Source organism: Cohnella algarum (assembly GCF_016937515.1).
GTDB classification, from domain to species: domain Bacteria; phylum Bacillota; class Bacilli; order Paenibacillales; family Paenibacillaceae; genus Cohnella; species Cohnella algarum.
On the sequence record NZ_JAFHKM010000002.1, the window covers coordinates 3,174,726 to 3,192,077 of the forward strand.

12 protein-coding genes and 2 pseudogenes are annotated in these 17,352 nt (G+C 58.6%); 9 read left to right on the forward strand and 5 right to left on the reverse strand.

Annotated features, from left to right (window positions below):
• Positions 1 to 60 precede the first annotated feature (60 nt).
• Together JW799_RS14270 and JW799_RS30160 are read left to right on the forward strand one after the other, a co-directional pair.
• A complete protein-coding gene (locus JW799_RS14270; RefSeq protein WP_176220725.1) occupies positions 61 to 612 on the forward strand; it encodes a PHP domain-containing protein in 552 nt (183 codons plus the stop codon).
• A gap of 115 nt (positions 613 to 727) precedes the next feature.
• Positions 728 to 817 carry a putative holin-like toxin gene (locus JW799_RS30160; RefSeq protein ID WP_420830626.1) on the forward strand — a complete coding sequence of 30 codons (90 nt, stop codon included), beginning with the start codon at positions 728 to 730 and terminating at the stop codon, positions 815 to 817.
• Between the two features lie 179 nt (positions 818 to 996).
• Here the strand turns inward: JW799_RS30160 and JW799_RS14275 are convergent.
• Together JW799_RS14275 and JW799_RS14280 are read right to left on the reverse strand one after the other, a co-directional pair.
• Positions 997 to 1,478 (reverse strand): annotated as a pseudogene (locus JW799_RS14275) (hypothetical protein).
• A 54-nt stretch (positions 1,479 to 1,532) separates the two neighbouring features.
• A complete protein-coding gene (locus JW799_RS14280; protein WP_205430392.1) occupies positions 1,533 to 4,814 on the reverse strand; it encodes a glycoside hydrolase family 44 protein in 3,282 nt (1,093 codons plus the stop codon).
• 158 nt (positions 4,815 to 4,972) lie between these two features.
• Between JW799_RS14280 and JW799_RS14285 the strand changes: the two genes are divergently transcribed.
• Positions 4,973 to 5,167, forward strand: coding sequence for a hypothetical protein (locus JW799_RS14285; protein WP_205430394.1), 195 nt, complete (start codon positions 4,973 to 4,975; stop codon positions 5,165 to 5,167).
• On the opposite strand, the gene JW799_RS14290 is transcribed toward JW799_RS14285, so the two are convergent.
• Positions 5,157 to 7,832, reverse strand: a complete 2,676-nt coding sequence (locus JW799_RS14290) for an ATP-binding protein (RefSeq protein ID WP_240353668.1) — start codon at positions 7,830 to 7,832, stop codon at positions 5,157 to 5,159. The two genes, JW799_RS14285 and JW799_RS14290, sit on opposite strands and share 11 nt — an antisense overlap.
• Positions 7,715 to 8,971, reverse strand: coding sequence for an adenylate/guanylate cyclase domain-containing protein (locus JW799_RS14295; RefSeq protein ID WP_205430396.1), 1,257 nt, complete (start codon positions 8,969 to 8,971; stop codon positions 7,715 to 7,717). Before JW799_RS14295 ends, JW799_RS14290 begins: the two co-directional genes overlap by 118 nt.
• Before the next feature lie 918 nt (positions 8,972 to 9,889).
• On the opposite strand from JW799_RS14295, the gene JW799_RS14300 reads away from it, so the two are divergent.
• Complete coding sequence (locus JW799_RS14300; RefSeq protein WP_205430398.1) at positions 9,890 to 11,005, forward strand: metallophosphoesterase; 1,116 nt, start codon at positions 9,890 to 9,892, stop codon at positions 11,003 to 11,005.
• A 509-nt stretch (positions 11,006 to 11,514) separates the two neighbouring features.
• Complete coding sequence (locus JW799_RS14305) at positions 11,515 to 12,759, forward strand: MFS transporter (protein ID WP_275901462.1); 1,245 nt, start codon at positions 11,515 to 11,517, stop codon at positions 12,757 to 12,759.
• On the opposite strand, the gene JW799_RS14310 is transcribed toward JW799_RS14305, so the two are convergent.
• Positions 12,707 to 13,174: an Lrp/AsnC family transcriptional regulator gene (locus JW799_RS14310; RefSeq protein WP_080834888.1), complete on the reverse strand. Its 468-nt coding sequence runs from the start codon at positions 13,172 to 13,174 to the stop codon at positions 12,707 to 12,709. The two genes, JW799_RS14305 and JW799_RS14310, sit on opposite strands and share 53 nt — an antisense overlap.
• Positions 13,175 to 13,360: 186 nt before the next feature.
• Here JW799_RS14310 and JW799_RS14315 point away from each other — a divergent pair, with 186 nt between their 5' ends.
• The 4 genes and pseudogenes from JW799_RS14315 (at position 13,361) to JW799_RS28715 (ending at position 17,336) form a co-directional block, all read left to right on the forward strand.
• Complete coding sequence (locus JW799_RS14315; RefSeq protein ID WP_080834886.1) at positions 13,361 to 13,738, forward strand: MerR family transcriptional regulator; 378 nt, start codon at positions 13,361 to 13,363, stop codon at positions 13,736 to 13,738.
• Positions 13,735 to 14,073 (forward strand): thioredoxin family protein, encoded by a 339-nt coding sequence (locus tag JW799_RS14320; protein WP_080834884.1) that lies wholly within the window; start codon positions 13,735 to 13,737, stop codon positions 14,071 to 14,073. Before JW799_RS14315 ends, JW799_RS14320 begins: the two co-directional genes overlap by 4 nt.
• Before the next feature lie 1,416 nt (positions 14,074 to 15,489).
• Positions 15,490 to 16,134, forward strand: a pseudogene (locus JW799_RS29650) (sensor histidine kinase); the annotation flags it as partial.
• Positions 16,119 to 17,336: a response regulator gene (locus tag JW799_RS28715; protein WP_240353287.1), complete on the forward strand. Its 1,218-nt coding sequence runs from the start codon at positions 16,119 to 16,121 to the stop codon at positions 17,334 to 17,336. The pseudogene JW799_RS29650 and the gene JW799_RS28715, both read left to right, overlap by 16 nt.
• The last annotated feature ends 16 nt before the right edge of the window (positions 17,337 to 17,352 follow it).

The window sequence follows — 17,352 nt, forward strand, 5'->3', positions numbered from 1 at the left end:
CCCGCGATCAAGGAGCTGTGCGCGCCTCTCCGCCATGCCCGGAACGAGGCCTGCCGAACGATGGTCGACCGAATCCGGGACGCCGGCTACCGGATCGAATGGGCGGAAGCGGAGGCCTACGTCGCGGGCGGGACCGGCGTTAACAAGCAGCACATTATGCATGCCTTGACTGATCGGGGATATTGCGACGCCATTTACGGCCCTTTGTACAAAAAGCTGTTCGCGCGCGGCGGAGAGGGCGTTCCGCCGGGAATCGCCTATGTCCCGCTGACTTATGTCGATGCGGCGTCCGCCATTCGGGCGATCCTTGCCGCGGGAGGCATTCCGGTGCTGGCGCATCCCGGCCAGATGGACAATTACGACGCCGTCCCGGAATGGGCGGAGGCCGGGCTCCGGGGCATCGAGGTCAAGCATCCCGATCACGGGCCGTTCGACGAGGCGAGAGCCCGGACGCTGGCGCATCAATTCGGGCTGGTCGCGACGGGCGGGTCCGATTTTCACGGCTTTTACGGGACTGCAAAACAGGCGCTCGGCTCGCAAAACGTCGGGCTCGAAAGCGTCGAAAGGCTGAAGGCGATGAAACGGGGACGCGCCGGGCAGCGAAAGCTGTAACGGGCAAGCCATTTCGAAGGCAAAAAAATAGAACGCGCGTTCCTCTTCGTGATATAATGGAACAAGCAATAGAATGGCTCATAAGGGCGGTCGGCTAATCTCCCGGAGGGAGGTGATGCCTGTGGAGGTCTACCAAGCATTGACGCTGATGATTTCATTCGCGACATTGGTTGTGTTTTTCCTTTCCTTCCACAAAAAGAAATAGACCGCCCTTGTCCAATGGATGCGGTCTATTTCTGCCGTTACGCCTGGTCAAGCCTACCGCCCTTAAAAGCGGCTATTGCTCGGGGAGTCGTGTTAGCCGCACGGCTCCTTTTGCATTATAAGCACTTTGTAGGTTTAGTATACCATCGGAGGATTTGCGTTTCAATCCTGTGGCTTCCTTTATACCCCGGCTGCCGTCCCCATCATACTCGCGCCTTCCTTCGTCAGCGTATACTCGACGACGGCGCCGCTCCAGAAGTGGAACTTCAGCAGCACGTTGCCGTCGTTGACCTCCCTGAAAAAGTTTGAATTCAGGACGATTTCCCCGGTATCGTAATTCGGCTCGAACGTATATGAAAATTCCTTGAAAGCGTCCAGTTCTGCGGGCCCGCGTTGCTGCCGTCTTCGTACCGCGCTTCCATCGTCGCCAGAAGGTCGCCGTTGAACTCGGCCGGAATGGTGAAGGAGCCGGTCTGACCCGCGGCGTCTCCCAGAACCGGAATGTCGTAGGCGATAACCCTGAACGTCCAGTCCGCTCCTTTGTTGAAATCGGCCTTCAGCCATGCCTGGGTTCCCGTCTCGCCGGAGCCGGAGATAGAACCCCAAAAATCGGATGAAAAATCAGGCGAAAATTCGTGCTGTCCGAGAGAAGGAGCCGACAAAAAAGCCGGGTTTCTCCCCTTGCTGGAGAAACCCGGCCGTTTTGTCCCCGTCCGTTATTGCGGATCGGCGCTAAGGACGATGTGGCAAGCGGTCAGCTTCGGAATCGTATACGTAAACGAATTGTTCTCGATTCCCTCGACCGGAGCGCGCTCCGTTACGGCGTCATTTTCGCCGTCGAACGCCCATACGCGCGCCGACGTGTACGTCGTTCCGCCGTCGATGTTGAAGCTGGCGTTCATTTCGTAATCGTTGTTTTTGTTCAATACGATCAGGTGCAGGTTGTTGTCGCTGTCCCGATAGACGGAGCCGTATACCGAACTGTTCTCGATATCGGACGTTTCGGCTCTTACCTTCGTATCGCCGAACTTGGAATTGTTGCCGTCGTAATCGCTGTACAATTTAAATGCCGCGGTGATATACGTCGAAGCCGTGGCGCCGCCCGTCATTCTCCAGAAGTTGGCCATGTAAACGCCGTATTTGCCGTAGATGCCCAATACGTCCGCCTGGGCGATGCCGCCGTAGACGTTGTCCTCGCCGCCGTAGTTGTACTCCGTGAAGGCGAGCTTGGTGCCCGGGTAATACGTGTTGATCGTCTGGTTCAGTCTCGGGATCAGCGGGAAAAACTCGCTGTTCCAGCGGAACAAGCGGCTGGTTTCCACCGGCTCGCTGTAGCTCGGATCCCACAGCTGGCGCGGAGCCTGCAGACGGGCCAGGTTCGTTTCCCGCACGTTGTTGGACCTGTAATCCTGAATCCGGTAGCCTCCGGCTTCCGTTTCCGGATACCAGTGGACGTCAAGCACGTCGAGCAGCCGTTTGCCCCCCAGCTTTTCGCCTTCCGCGCGGAATTGGTCGAGATAATAATCGAGGTACCAGTCGTACGAGCCTTGCAGCTGCGGCCAGTCCGACGCCGCCTGCATGCTGTACATATCGTCGAAGCCGAACGTTACCGGTCCGAAAATTTCCGCGTCGGGGTCCACCTTTTTGACCGCTTTGGCCAGCGCCAGCCCCTTGTTCAGCACTTCCTCCGCTCCGGAGGGGTTCGGGTGCATGAACGGATGCGTCTTCCTCCAAATGCCGGGCTCGTTGTCGATTTCGTAGCCGCGGATTCCCGTCGGCGAAGAGGCGCCCCCGAATTTGTTCACCAGATAGTTGACCAATTCGTCCATATAGACGTACGAATCGCCGGTGTCTGGAATTGCGTCGAACGGCGCTCCTTTTTCGGGCTTCACTTCGACCCAGCGCGAGGAGGGAGCCGTTTGGCTTTCGTGGACGGTACCGTTCGCGTCTTTGGCTACGTAGCCCGCCGTTTGCAGCGTGGCCAGCGTGTAGGCGCCGGTATCGAGCGACTTTTGATGGAAGCCGGTAATGCCGATGGCCGGCTCGGTCGGCTCCAGATGCCACGGCACGCCTCCATAGTAATGCGCGACAAAATTGTCGCTGTGATGACCGGCGTCGTCGCCGGAGTTCGAAGCGTTGTTTTCCCAGTTGTACGTCGACAACCGGTTGCCGCCGATGCGGCGGGACGTCCATTTTTCCGTGCCCGTCAAATCGTCGTTCGTGCCGTAAATATACGGGCTGATCGGCGCCCGATCCTTCGACGTGTCGACATCGATCCGAACGTCGAACGGTCCGGTCGGCGTATTCGTCGTGTTTTGCGTCAGCAGATCGCTCCAGGCGCCGAGGGTCGAATTTTCCTTGGCGCGCACCCGGTACGTATGCGCGGTCCCCGGCTCCAGCCCTTCGTGCGCGTACGTCGTTGCCGTTCCGTTATCGACGACGGTTCCGTCGACTTCGATATCGTAGCCGGTAATTTCGGCTTCCGGCGGCGCTCCCCACGACAGCGTGATCGACGTGTCGGTTTTCGTCGCTTTCAGGTTCACGGGCGCCGGAATGTCTTGCAGGCCGGTCGTTTTGACGGACAGCGGGGCGCTCCACACGCTTTCCTTCGCTTCCGTTTTCGTTTTTACTTTGTACGTATGACGGCTGCCGGTTCTCAGCCATTCGTGCGTGAAGGACGTTCCGCTTACCTCGTGCGGCTTGCCGTCCGCCAGGACGACATAGGAAACGGCGCCTTCTACCGGCTGCCAATGGAGCGCAATCGACGTATCGGCAGGAACGGCTTCGATGCCGCCGGGGAACGGCGGCAGGTCCAGCGGAACCGGCTCCTCGCCCCAGACGCGCTCCCCGGCCAGATAGGCCGTTACGTTCATGTTCGGAACGGAGGTGCCGGAGGCGTTAAACGAATAGTCGTTGCTTAGGTTGAAGTTGGACCAGTCGCTTTTGTTGATCCAGGTGCCGATGATGACGGACGATCCCGGATGGAGCGTGCCGGCTTCCGGCTTGAAGCCGAACTCCAAGTACGTGTCCGCCTTATCGGAAGGAATCGGCATGGTCACGAAGCGCGGGACGGCGCTGTCCGCGGGAACCGTGCTCCAGAATCCGATGGACAGGGGAATGTCCTCGCCGTCAACCGTAAAGTAATAGCGGATTTTCAAATCGTTCAGATTGACGGGTCCGTCGCCCGTATTCGTAATGGTGAAGTTCGGACCGAGCATCGGCGATTCCGTCTCCGTCCCCGTTTCCGTTTCGACCTTGATGGCGGATGCCGGAACCGTCGTGTCGGGCAGCGTGCGCGCCGTCACGGCCGGGCTCCATTCGCTTTGGGCTTCGGCGTTTTTCGCCCGGACGCGGTACGTATGCTGCGTATCCGGCTGCAGTCCCGCGTGCTCGTAGGACGCGTCCGCTCCGAGCTCGAGAACCGCGCCGTCGGCTTCCAGCTCGTAGCTCGTCGCCCCCGAGACCGGGCTCCAGCTCAGCGAGACCGCCGTCCGATCCGCGGCCGCGGTCAAATCCGCCGGCGCCGGCAGCGTTCCCGGAGCCGTGCCTCCGCCCCGGACCGCGATGGACGCCGCCCCCGTGAACCATTCGTAAATGTCGGCGTCCCAGCCCGAACCGAAAATGCCGACGCTGACAATATAAGACCCCTCCGGCATCGACGCCGGAACGTTCCAGATAATCGGAACCCGTTTCGTTTCGCCGGCCTCGACGTGCACGGGGTCGACGATCAGCTGCGCGCGCTGTTTGAACGAAGCGTCGAAAACTTCCAGATCGACCAGGATCGCGGCCGATTCCGAAGAGGCGACGTCGACATAGAACGTCGTGCTTGCCCCGGGGTCGACTTCGGGCGCTTCCGTCGTCACGGCCGCCTGGATCGCCGCGTTCGCATGCGCCTCCTGCCGCTCCGGCGGAAGAAAGACGCCGGTAATCAGCAGCAGCCAGGCCGCCGCCGCGGCCGCCCATCGTTTTCTCCTGAGCGTTTTTGTTGCTTCCATCATGAACCCACTCCCGTTTTGCATGAATTTTAAAGCTTCGGTGCTCCATCGGCACGACAGCCATGTTATCACGTACATTCGAAAAAAGATGTGTGGGAGGTTACAATTCAGGAAAAAAATAGGGGGCGTCCGCGCGAAACAGCCCGGCAAGGGGAGTTTGCATGGGAAATCGCACTGCAATTGCCATGGAAAGCGGAAAATGGAGGGGGTTGTTCGTAGAACCGCCCGACGCGACGACTCTTCATCGAAAATCGTGCGGTTCGCGAACGAGCGGGCGGATGAAGCTGGCGTCCTTGCGCATCCGCCGCACGTTATCCTATCGTCGATTGGGTACGGTCGGCTCGGTCAAGGGGTAAAGCGCCGGATTTCCGCCTCCGTCCAGCCGATTTCGTAAGGCATGACCAGCTTCCGGGCCAGCCGCAGGCTGCGGCTCCAGCTTTTGCGGGCTTTGCCGAAGTCGCCTTCGCATCCGGCGACGATGCCCGCAAAAGCATGAAAACGCGGAAGGGCGATCGGGAACACCTTGGCGAACCCTTCCAGCGATTTCATCGCTTCGCCGAGCGAGGAGCGGTAATAAGCGCGGTCCTCGCCGGGCGAATTCCAGAGGGCGAGCAGCGCTTCCACCAGCGCCGCGTATCCGTCGAAGGCGTAGTACGTCGTCGGCTTGGAGGCGGTCGTCAGCGGGAGGCCCAGACCCGCGTAATGCTTCGCCTGCTCCGCTCGACCCGTCTTTATATAAGCCAAAGCCGACAAATTGTAAAGGCGAATTTCTTCCGTTCGGCCGATGTTGACCGGAATCAGCGCCTCGGCTTCCGTCAGATGACGGATCGCGTCCTCCGCCCGGCCTTCGTAGAGGGCGTTTTCGGCCAGCGCCAGCAATCCCCACGATTGGGCCTGGGCGTTCCCGCTGGCCCGGCCGGATGAATAAATCGCTTCGGCGAGGGCGGAGCTCTTCCCGAAATCCGCGTCATGATACGCCAGCGCCTTCACCATCAGGTAGGACGAGGCCTCCCAATAGCGCCGGTCCCCCATTTTTTCATAGATGCCCATCGATTGCTCGGAATACCGCTTGGAAAGGAACCATTGTCCGATTCCGATATAGTAAAGCGAAAGGTCCATGCTGACCCAGGCTTTGGCCGACAGATCGTCCGTCCGTTCCGCCGCTTGCGTCGCCTGCTTGATATAAGCTTTGGCAAGCGGGTGCAGGGACATAATGCCGGCGGTTACGCACATGTTGCCGGAAATCTGGGCCAGCTCGGCCGAGGGTCCGGCCCGTTCCGCCAGGTTGATGGCATGCAGCGAATGATAAAGGTTGTCCGCCGCCATATTGGAAAAAAACGCGATCTCGGCCAACCGCCAGTGGCAGAGCGCCTGCTCAAGCAGCAACTCGCGGCTTCCGGCCGGTTTTTCGATAAAACGGGAAGGCAGCGTACGGTGAACGAGCTGGCGAACGACCTGGGCGGCCACGTCTCTTTTGAATTGCTTCGAAGTCGAAGCCGCAGAGCGTCCGTGCAGCGTTAAGGCCTGGCCGATCCGCTCCGATGCCTGAGCCATATCCCCGATGCCCATGTAAGCTTCCCCAAGCAGCCGGTGCCAGCGGGCGGAAGTTTCCGCGGACGCCGGAACCGCTTGGCCGTTCACCAATTCGGAAAACACATGAACCGCTTCTTTGTAAGCTCCGGTGCGCAGTGCCTGCAGTCCGACTTTTTCCAAATAATAGACCGTCTTGTCGGGCTGCTCCGCCCTGGACCAATGATAGGCCAGCACGCCGTAAAGGGAGGACGCATCGGCGTGCCGCTTCTCATACCAGACCGCCAGCGCGCGGTGAAGCTGCTTCCGCTGGGAATGAACGAGCATGTTGTAGCTGACCTGCTGCGTAATGACATGTTTGAACAAATACGACGGTTCCGTTTCGCCTTCCTCCCGCAGCGTCAGGCTGGCTTCGGTCAGACGGTCCAAATGGCCCTCGAGCCGGTCATGCTCGGTCGGCATGGGCATCGTGCCGTGCAAGGCGTAGTAAGGGAACGCCCTTCCGATGACGCTCGCCACTTTCAAGACAAGCTGTTCGTCCGCCGGCAGGCGATCGATGCGGCTCCGGATGATGCCTTGTATGGTCGTCGGGAAATCCAGCTCCCGCAGATCGTCCGTCTGCCTGGCGAAGCGGCATTCGCCGTTCTCGATTTCGATGAACCCGCTGTCGCGCAAGGCGTAGGCCAATTCTTCGATGAAGAACGGGTGGCCTTCCGCCTTTTCCGAGATGAAGCTGCCGACGGCTTCCGACAGGCGGGAGACGCCCAGCCGATTGGCGATCAGCTCGAACGTCTCGTCAGGCGACAGCTCACCAAGCCGAATGACGGTCGCCGAGGGCAGCTTCAGCAACGGCAGGTCGCGCAGATGCTGATGCTCGCCGTCCGGCCGCGAAGCGACGAGAAGGAGCGCTTGCGGCAGTTGCTGCGACACGGCGAACAGCAGCGCCCAAGTGGACGAGTCGATCCAATGGGCGTCATCCAGCATCAGAACGAAGGGCGCATCGCCCATAAACCGCTTCATCAGCCGGATGACGAGCGCGTGCAGATTGTCCGCGCGTATTTGACCGGTCATCTGGCGAGTCCACTCGTTGTCCGGGATTTCGAACGGCAGCACCTCCGAAAGCAGCGGAACCAGATGCCGCGAATCTTCCGTCGCTTCATGGATGATGCGAAGCGCCTGCTCGTAGCGAAGCTCCGAACCTTCGGGCGCCGCGGCCAGGCGCAGCAGCGTAACGAAAAGGCTCCGCCAAGGATAATAAGGCGTCCGCTGTTCGATGGCGTCGGCCTCCCCGTATAGAACGGTCGCGCCTCTTCCTTCCGCTTCGAGCTGCGCCTGCCGGAGCAGGAGGGATTTGCCGATGCCGGCTTCGCCCATCAGGCAGACCACGCCGCCTTCTCCTTGGAGGAGGCGCTCCAGATGCCGCTCCAGCAGCGCGGTTTCGGCCGTTCTTCCGACGAGCGTCCGGCGTTCGGCGCCCTGCGGGTCCGCCAGGCCGAGGGGGAATAGACCTTTATCGGACCGGGCATCCCCTTGGGATGAACCGTTTCCGCGGCCTGAAACCGGATCGCCGGGCCCGCGGCTTCGCATGTCGCGGAGTCGCACAGAACGGTTCCGGCCGGGGCCAGCTGCATAAGGCGCGCCGCCAGATTCATCGTGTCCCCGATCTTCGTAAATTCACGTTTGCTCGCATTGCCTATGGAACCGTAAAAGACGAGTCCGGTGGCCAGCCCGATCGAAAACCCGGCGCCGAGCTCCGTCAGCCGCTGCCGGACGGCCATCGCCGTTTTGACGGCGCGGGCGGCGTCGTTTTCGTGGGTATAAGCCGGCAGGCCGGTTGCCGCGATCGCCGAGCAGCCCTTGTCGTCGAGACTGAGCTTGTGAACGGTTGCCCCATGCTGCTCCGCGGCCAACCGAATCGCTTCCGCCGTCTGCCGGAGACGTCCGGCGTCGAGACGCTCGTGGAAGTCCGGTAGATGGATAAACAGAACGGAAACGGTCCGCATTTCGGCTTCCCAGTCTACGCGTCCGGATTCCCCCGCCGGAAACGGACCGGATGCTTCGGCGGAATCGAGCGCCGTTTCCGTTCCGGCTTCCGCGCCGGCATGAAAACGCGCGACGAAAGCTCCCCCGCCGCCCGGAGAAGGCTCGGCCTCGCATTGATGCCGGACTCGCGCATAAGCCTCTTCGGACAGCAGCACTTTGCCGGCTTCCGTGTGCGGGCTGCAGGCGCGCAGTTGAACGAAAGGCTCGCCCGCGAGCACGAGCTCGAGTCCGCGTCCGCTGCCGTCGACCGGGCAGGCTTCGATCCGGCCCGCGCTCAGGCAAACGCGGAGCGAGAGCGGAAGGCCGGGAAGCATTTCCCGCCGATGCAGCGCCCGCTGAAGGAACAGTCCGCACTCCGCCGCCTTCCGCACGCAGGAAGCCGGATCGCGATCGGCTTCTTCCTTCCAGACCGCCAAGAGAGCGTCGCCCGCAAATTTGATAACCTCGCCTCCCGCCCGGTCGATGGCCGCGATCATCGTATCGAAGCAGGCATTGAGAATAAGCGAGATTCTTTCGGTGCCGCCCGCGCCCTGCTCGGTGAGCCGCTTGCTCAGTGCGGAAAAGCCCGAAATATCGACGAACAGCATCGCGCCCTCGTACCGCCGCGCCGGGTCCGACGCAGAAGTCCGGGGAGAGATTGAAAGGTTCAGATCGCTTGACATTTATCTTGTTCCTCGGCTTTTATTTTGGAATGGGGAATAACAACTCTATTATACATTCCGAAGGCGAAATGGATATTATTTTCAGTGGAAAAAAGATAGGGGCGGGCTTCGTATTTAAAAGGGGCTTCGTGCTTATGGGGGGCGCAAGAGGCCGGCCCCAGTAGGGTAACTATGACTCATCTGAACCGGTTAGGCGAAAAAGGCCGGGCCCAGTAGGGTAAAAATTACTCATCTGCACCGGTCAGGCGAAAAAGGCGGGCCCAGTTGGGTAATTATGACTCATCTGCACCGGTCAGGCGAAAAAGGCGGGCCCAGTTGGGTAATTATGACTCATCTGAACCGGTTAGGCGAAAAAGGCCGGGCCCAGTAGGGTAAAAATTACTCATCTGCACCGGTCAGGCGAAAAAGGCGGGCCCAGTTGGGTAATTATGACTCATCTGAACCGGTCAGGCGCAAGAGGCCGGGCCCAGTTGGGTAAAAATTATTCATCTGAACCGGTCAGGCGCAAGAGGCCGGACCCAGTTGGGTAACTATGACTCATCTCACCACTTTCGCAAGCACGTCGTCGATCCGGTTGAGTCACGGCCGCTCATCTCAACCCGCCATACGCACATATCCGTAAGCACATACGCACATGTCCGCACGCAGTTGAGTAACTCATGACTCCGATCCTCCCCTTATTTCTTCGTATTTCACGTTTTCGCGACGAAGCCCGAATATGGCGGTGGCGGTGCCGGCTGCAGCATCGCAGGCGTCTCCCTGTTTGGTCGGGTCCATTTGCGTTGAAGGAACGCGCGGACGATCGATGCTATAATAGGACTAGCATCCAAGCGGGAGGGCATTATGGACATTGTCGCCGGAATTGCGTTTATCGCCGTCTACGCATTGATCGTGTTTTACATCGGCTGGAGCGGCTGGTCGTGGATGAAGCCGAAGGTGTCGCGCCGGTTCCGGGTCGTTTACGTCGTCGCGCTGATTTTTCTCGCCGCGTCCTTCATGCTGGCGCGGGTATTCGAAGGCTCGATTTTGCTTGGCGTCATCGGTTCATACTGGCTGGCGTTGTTCAGTCTGCTCGTCATGCTGCTTCCCGTCGCGCATCTGCTCGTCTGGCTGACAAGGCTGACGCGGATTCCGCGCCATCGCGTACATAAATGGGCGGGCTGGCTTACGCTGACGGCGCTGGCGGCGCTCCTCGGATTCGGCAGCTTCAACGCCTTCAGCCCGGTCGTCCGCACCTACGATATTCGGATCGACAAGCAGGGGCCCGCCAGCGGAACGCTATCCGTCGCCATGGCCTCGGACATGCACTTCAACTATTTGTCGAACAAGCGACATGCGCAGCGGCTCGTCGACGAAATCAACCGGCTGAAGCCCGATCTTGTTTTATTCCCGGGCGACATCGTCGACGACGACATCGTCCCTTACCGGAACCAGGGAATCGGGGAGGTGCTGGCGCGGATTCAGGCTCCGTACGGCGTTTACGCATCGCTTGGCAACCATGACCGGTTTCGCGGGGAAACGGAGGAACTGATCGCGCTGCTCGAAGAAAGCGGCATGCGGGTGCTTTACGACGAAGCCGTCGAGGTAAACGATTGGCTGACGATCGTCGGCCGCAAAGATTACAGCGACGGGGAGCGGGCCGGGCTGGCGCAGCTGACGGAGGGCGTCGATCGCGAGGACGCGTTGTTTTTGCTGGAGCATCAGCCGGTCGAATTCGACATCGCGAGCGAGCAGGGCGTCGATCTGATCGTATCCGGGCATACCCATCGCGGGCAAATCGCGCCCGGACACCTCATTACGCAAATGCTGTTCGAAAACGACTGGGGCTATCTGCAGAAAGAGCAGCTGCATTCCGTCGTTTCGTCCGGCTTCGGCTTTTGGGGGCCGCCCATCCGAATCGGTTCGCGTTCGGAAGTCGTGCTAATCAACGTCTCCTTCGCGAATGCGCCGTCCAACTAAAGTAGGCCGTACCCTCGGGCGAGGGCGGCCTATTTTTTTTAACGCCGGAAAGAATAAAATTCACTCGTATCCTTTTCCGATCGATTCCAATCTCAACGACATTTTCTGTACTTTAAGCATGTCGAAGCGGTTTTTTATTTGGAAGGAAGAGACGAGGAGGCCGGTAGCGGCGGGAAAATCCGCATAAGAAAGGATTGATTGGGCACGGGGGAGACGCGTGGGGCAAGGATAGGCACGTACAGTAAGCATAGGTTGGATTGGTTTCGTGTCGAATTTTCGCATTAGCTAAGTACGGCTTTTAGAGAGCGAATGTAAGCCTTTTACTATTATTGGTTGTAAATTATAATAGAATGTCTCTTTTTTTCAAATATAATAAATGAAAAATAACGAATTTACCTTTAAATAAATATGTAAATGGGCGAATTTATTTTGTAAACTTAAATTCCTCAACCGAATCCGATCGGCGGTTGAAGCCAACGATTTTCAACCGAACAGGAGATGTTTTGAAATTGAATAGACGCAACCATTTTCCCGCACAAACCGCCACCGCCATTGCCGCTTCTTGCGACCGCCTTCCCTGGGGCGGGTTGCTTGCGCTCGCCATGGCCGCATTTATCTGCATTTTTACCGAGACGATTCCCGCCGGATTGCTGCCTCAACTAAGCGAAGGGCTCGGCATTTCGGAAGCTCTTGCCGGCCAGCTTGTCACGTCGTACGCTCTGGGGTCCCTAATGGCCGCGATTCCCGTGACCGCCGCTACGCGCGGCTGGCCGCGGCGCCGGCTGCTGCTGGTTACGATGACCGGTTTTCTCGCGTTCAACAGCGTTACCGCCATGTCCTCCGATTTTGCGCTGACGCTGGCTGCCCGTTTCTTTGCCGGCGTGTCCGGCGGCGTCCTGTGGGGGATGGCGGCAGGCTATGCCCGCCGGATGGTGCCGGATGCCCTCAAAGGACGGGCTCTGGCGGTGGCTATGGTCGGTTCTCCTCTTGCCATGGCGCTCGGCGTTCCCGCAGGGACCTTCCTCGGCGGTCTTGCGGGGTGGCGCGCCGTTTTCGGGATCATGTCGCTGATTACCGTGCTGTTGATTGTCTGGATCGTCCGGAAGATGCCGGAGTATCCCGGACAGCAAGCCGCCGGAAGAACCTCTCTACGCACTATTTTCATGATGAAGGGCGTGCGTCCCGTATTGGCGGTCGTCCTGCTCTGGGTGCTGGCCCACAATATTTTATACACGTATATAGCGCCTTACCTTGCCCGGGCGGGGCTTGCCGGCCGCGTCGACTTGACGCTGCTTATTTTCGGTCTTGCATCGATCGTCGGGATTTGGATTGTCGGGATGTGGATCGACCGCATGCAGCATAAAATGGTATTGGTCAGCCTTGCCGGATTCGCTTTGGCTTCCCTGCTGCTTGGCGTTGCCGCCGGTCAGCCCGCGTTGATTTATTTGGCGGTTGCCTTATGGGGACTGACGTTCGGCGGAGCGGGGACGCTGCTGCAGACGGCGATGGCCGAAACCGCCGGCGAGCATGCGGATGTCGGCCAATCGATGCTCGTCACGGCCTGGAATTTGGCCATCGGCGGGGGCGGCTTTATCGGCGCCGTCATGCTCGAAACGATGGATGCGGGTTCCTTGCCTTGGGCCTTGCTGCTGCTGACGCTTCTTGCGCTCCTTGCTGCCTGGCGGATCAACGTACGCAGGTTCACTTCAAGGAAGCGCGGGGAAGGTCCGACGCTTCTTCCGGAGTCGGAATAAGAGGTTTATAATCGACGGGAGACGACATGACGATCAAGGTCGTATACGTTCCGTATTTGTCGCACTCGTTCCCGAACTCTTCCAGAGAGCGTATAGAGTCGGTCATGACCTTTACCAAATAATTATGTTCCCCGCTTATGCGGTGACATTCGACGACATAGGGAGACGCGCGGACAAAATCGACAAACGCCGTGCAATCGCGGGTTCGGAAGAGGAAATAGGCAGCGGTGGATTTTCCGATTTTTTCCGGAGAGACGATCGTCCGATATTCCTCGATCATTCCTTTTTCCTCCAACCGTTTCACTCGTTCCGTTACGGCGGGCTGGGACAGGTTCACGGCTTTGCCCAGCTCCGTCATGGAAATTCTCGCCTGATTCTGAAGATGGAACAGAATTTGTCTGTCGATTTGATCCATATGCAATTCCTCCTATTAATTAAAGGCATTTAGATTTTATTAATTTTGTTATTTAAGCAAATCATTGAATTTGAATTAATTTTAAATGAAAGCCTGCGAAGCAATCAACATGAAAATCATCGCTTGACCCTCACATTAATGTCAGGGTTTACAATGAAGGCGATCGATCTAGCGGAGGCGATAAACATGAAAATCGGAGAGCTCGCGGCGCGCACCGGGGCGAGCGTTCGTTCGCTGCGCTATTATGAGGAGCAAGGGCTATTGACGCCGGTTCGGAGCGGGAACGGCTACCGGGATTATTCGCCGTTTGCGGAAGAACAAGTGCGGACGATTCAGCTGTACCTCAATCTCGGGTTGACGACGGAGCAGATCGCCGGCTTTTTGAACTGCGTGTTGAAAAACAAGGAAGCGTTCTGCAGCGAAGTGCTCCCGGTTTATCGCCAAAAGCTCGAAGAGATCGAAACCCAAATCCGCCTGCTGCAGAACATCAAGTCGAATTTGGAGGATCGCATCCGGTCGATTTTGGAGGAGCGGCAGCAGGCCGAAACGGAGGAAAAAACATGAGCCTGCAAACGGTCGACGCTTCAACCTTTCAAAGCGCCGTTCGGGAAAACGAAGTGACGCTGGTCGAATTCGGCGCGGAGTGGTGCCCTCCCTGCAAAGTTTTGCTGCCTATTCTGGAGGAGATGGACCGAGAAGAAGGAGGCCGGGCGGCGATATTGCAAGTCGATTGCGACGAATCGCCGGAGCTCGCTTCGGCGTACGGCGTGATGTCGATGCCGACCGTCATCGTGTTTCATCGCGGCGAACCGGCGGACAAATTTGTCGGACTCCGGCCCAAGAGCGTCTATCAAACGGCGTTGGCCAGGTATCGAAGCGGGGAAACGGACGCCGGCTGACCCGTCGAGCGAAAATCGCGGAAAACGAACCGCGCGGCAATTGAACTTGGCAACTTGCATAAGCTATACTTTTCATAGCTTGCAAGAGCTGGAATTTTGCCTTCTCTTGAAGGTTGAAATGAAGGAGCCTGACACTTGCCGACCGAACGGACCCGAATTTCCGCCAAATGGAAGACGCTCGCGATATTGGGGTTATTTCTGATCCTTCTCGCGGGCTTAAGACTCATATGGATCGGCTGGTTTCATCACGAGGACCAGCCGCATGCGGCGAACGGACTGCTGGATTTGCGGAACTGGGATGCCGGCGCGGGCCGCACCGTTACGCTGGACGGAGAGTGGGAATTTTATCCGCACGTTTGGCTGATGGACGGCGACGATCCGACGGCGGCATCCGATCAGGGCCAACCTTCCGCCATCCAGGTCCCCGGCGCCTGGAACGCCTCCTTGCGGCCGGGAGAAGAGACGCCTTACGGCTACGGATCCTATCGTTTGCGCATTCTCGTCGATCCGGAAAGCGAGGCAACCTACAGCATCCGCATTCCGAGCGTCCGCAGTGCGTCGGCGTTATACGTCGACGGCCGTCTGCTGGCCAAGTCTGGAGAGCCCGCCGAGAGCGCACGGGAGTTTGTTCCGTATAACATCCCGTACACTTCTTCGTTCGCGCCGAACGGCAGCGGCGAAATTGAAGTCGTCATTCAGGCGGCGAATTATGCCGACCCCCGCGACGGCGGCATCGTGCGTTCGATCAAGTTCGGGGCGGAGGAAGCGATCGCCCGGGAGACCCAGCTGTCGGTTTCCATGCAGCAACTGGTCGCTGTCGTTTTTTTGCTGCATGCCGTCTATGCGTTTATTTTGTTTTTCGTCGGAAACCGGGACCGAAAGCTGATTTATTTTTCCCTGCTTCTCGTCAGCGCGACGCTGATGCACCTGCTCGGTTCCGAAGAAAAACTGTTGTCGTACTGGACCCCGATCGATTACGAATGGGGATTCAAGCTGGTCCATTTCTCTATGGTCGCCGTAGGTTACGGTTTGCTCCAAAGCACCCGCCACCTGCAGCCCGAAGGCTGGCGAAAATTCATCCCGATTTATTCCGCCTTGTGCGCCGGGGCCGCCTTCCTGTCGCTGCTTTTGCCCGTCCGGCATTTGGTGACGGCGCAGCCGGCCTATGCGCTGATCATGGGGGTCGGAATCGCGGCGTCCGGCTTGTCCGTGCTTTTTACTTCCATCAAGGAATTAAAAGAAAACGTACTGCTGCTTCTGTCTCTGGTTGCGTTCAACAGCCATTTCGGCTGGTGGGGCATTCATCTTGCGACCGGCATCAAAACCGTCTATTACCCGTTCGATCTCATCGTGTCGATCGCCTGCTTCGCTTCCGTCTGGTTCAGGGGCTATTTTCAGGTTCATGCCGAAACGAAAATGCTCGCCGCCAAGCTGCAGAGCGCGGACAAACGGAAGGACGAATTCCTGGCCAATACGTCGCATGAATTGCGCAATCCGCTTCACAGCATACTCAATCTCTCGCAAGGCGTTCTGGAACGGGAGCGGTCGCTCGGCGGGCAAAGCGCCAAAGACCTGGAAACCGTGCTGAATGTCGGAAGAAGAATGTCCTTTATGCTGAACGATCTGCTGGATGCGATGAGTCTGAAGGAAAACGCCCCCCGTCTGCAAATTCGTTCGATCTCCGTACGGCCCATCGCCGTCGGCGTAATGGATATGCTTCGTTTTATGGCGGAGGGAAAAGCCGTACGGCTGACGGTTCGGATTCCCGAACGCTTCCCGCAAGTGAATGCCGACGAGAACCGAATCGTCCAAATTTTGTTCAACCTGCTGCACAACGCGCTGAAGTTCACGGCCGAAGGCGAAATCGCGATCGGATCCTACGTGGAAAACGGTCGGGCTTACATTTCCGTAACGGATACGGGGATAGGCATGGACGAGGAAATGGCGCGCCGCGCGTTCGAGCCTTACGAGCAGGGAGACTCCGGCAAGAGGATGATCGAGGGGGCTTCGGCCTCGGTCTCGGCATCAGCAAACAGCTGGCGGCATTGCACGGCGGGGAACTGCGGGTTCGCTCCGTCCCCGGTCAAGGATCGGAGTTCGTTTTTTCGCTGCCGCTTGCCGAACGGTCCGATGCGGAAGAAGAACCGGCAAACGCAGCGGCGTCCGCGGAAGCCGCCATGGCGGAAGCGTCGGCCGCCGCCGCTCGGCCTTGGCCGCCGGAGCCTTCCGGCAAGGTCGCCGAACGTCCGCCGTACATCCTCGCCGACCGGCCCCGGATTCTGGCGGTCGACGACGATCCCGTCAACCTGAAGGTGATCGAAACGCTTCTTTCGTCCGAAGACTATGACGTCGCGACGGTCGCGAGCGGCGCGCAGGCGTTGGCCGCCCTGGACGACAAGGAATGGGATCTGGTCATTGCGGATGTCATGATGCCGCATATGTCCGGCTATGAATTGACGCGCGCGATTCGCGCGCGGTTTTCGCTTACGGAGCTGCCCGTTCTGCTTCTTACGGCGCGCGGCCGGCCCGAGGACATCGAATGCGGGTTCCGCTCGGGCGCGAACGATTACGCGGCAAAACCGGTGGATGCGTCGGAAATCCGGTCGCGTGTCAAGGCGTTGACCGAAGTCAAACAAGCGATGCGCGAGCGGCTGCTCATGGAGGCGGCCTGGCTTCAGGCGCAAATTCAGCCGCATTTTTTATTCAACACGTTAAACGCCGTTTCGGCGCTGAGCGAAATCGATTTGGATCGGATGCGCAAATTGCTGAAAGTTTTCGGGGATTTTTTGAGGGACAAATACAAGTTGAAAAATATGCACGAGCTCGTCCCGGTCGAAGAGGAGCTAAGCATTGTCCGCTCCTACCTGTATATCGAGCAAGAGCGGTTCGAGGATCGGCTTCGGATCGTTTGGGAAATCGACGAGGAAGATTGCAAAGATATCCGAATTCCGCTGCTGACGATCCAGCCGCTGGTCGAAAATTCCGTCCGACACGGCATTCTGAAGCGTTCGCGGGGCGGAACGATCACGATCCGGATCGCGAACTTCGGCGGTTATGCGGAAGTGGCGGTCGAAGACGACGGCGTCGGAATGGACGAAGCGACCCTGCACGGCCTCCTGGAAAAACGATCGGACGTCCAGTCCGGAGTCGGCCTGCTTAATACGGATCTTAGGCTGAAAAGACATTATGGAAAAGGACTTCGGATCAAAAGCGAGCCGGACTTCGGGACTTCGGTATCGTTCAACGTTTTCCGCAGCGTTTGACCGATCGTCCGGCTCC

What these genes read in the sequence shown, in the direction of transcription:
- JW799_RS14270 (WP_176220725.1), top strand. Translation starts at nt 61, where the DNA reads ATGGTCGACCGAATCCGGGACGCCGGCTACCGGATCGAATGGGCGGAA.
- JW799_RS30160 (WP_420830626.1), top strand. Translation starts at nt 728, where the DNA reads ATGCCTGTGGAGGTCTACCAAGCATTGACGCTGATGATTTCATTCGCG.
- JW799_RS14280 (WP_205430392.1), bottom strand. Translation starts at nt 4,814, where the DNA reads ATGATGGAAGCAACAAAAACGCTCAGGAGAAAACGATGGGCGGCCGCG.
- JW799_RS14285 (WP_205430394.1), top strand. Translation starts at nt 4,973, where the DNA reads ATGGGAAATCGCACTGCAATTGCCATGGAAAGCGGAAAATGGAGGGGG.
- JW799_RS14295 (WP_205430396.1), bottom strand. Translation starts at nt 8,971, where the DNA reads ATGCTGTTCGTCGATATTTCGGGCTTTTCCGCACTGAGCAAGCGGCTC.
- JW799_RS14300 (WP_205430398.1), top strand. Translation starts at nt 9,890, where the DNA reads ATGGACATTGTCGCCGGAATTGCGTTTATCGCCGTCTACGCATTGATC.
- JW799_RS14310 (WP_080834888.1), bottom strand. Translation starts at nt 13,174, where the DNA reads ATGGATCAAATCGACAGACAAATTCTGTTCCATCTTCAGAATCAGGCG.
- JW799_RS14315 (WP_080834886.1), top strand. Translation starts at nt 13,361, where the DNA reads ATGAAAATCGGAGAGCTCGCGGCGCGCACCGGGGCGAGCGTTCGTTCG.
- JW799_RS14320 (WP_080834884.1), top strand. Translation starts at nt 13,735, where the DNA reads ATGAGCCTGCAAACGGTCGACGCTTCAACCTTTCAAAGCGCCGTTCGG.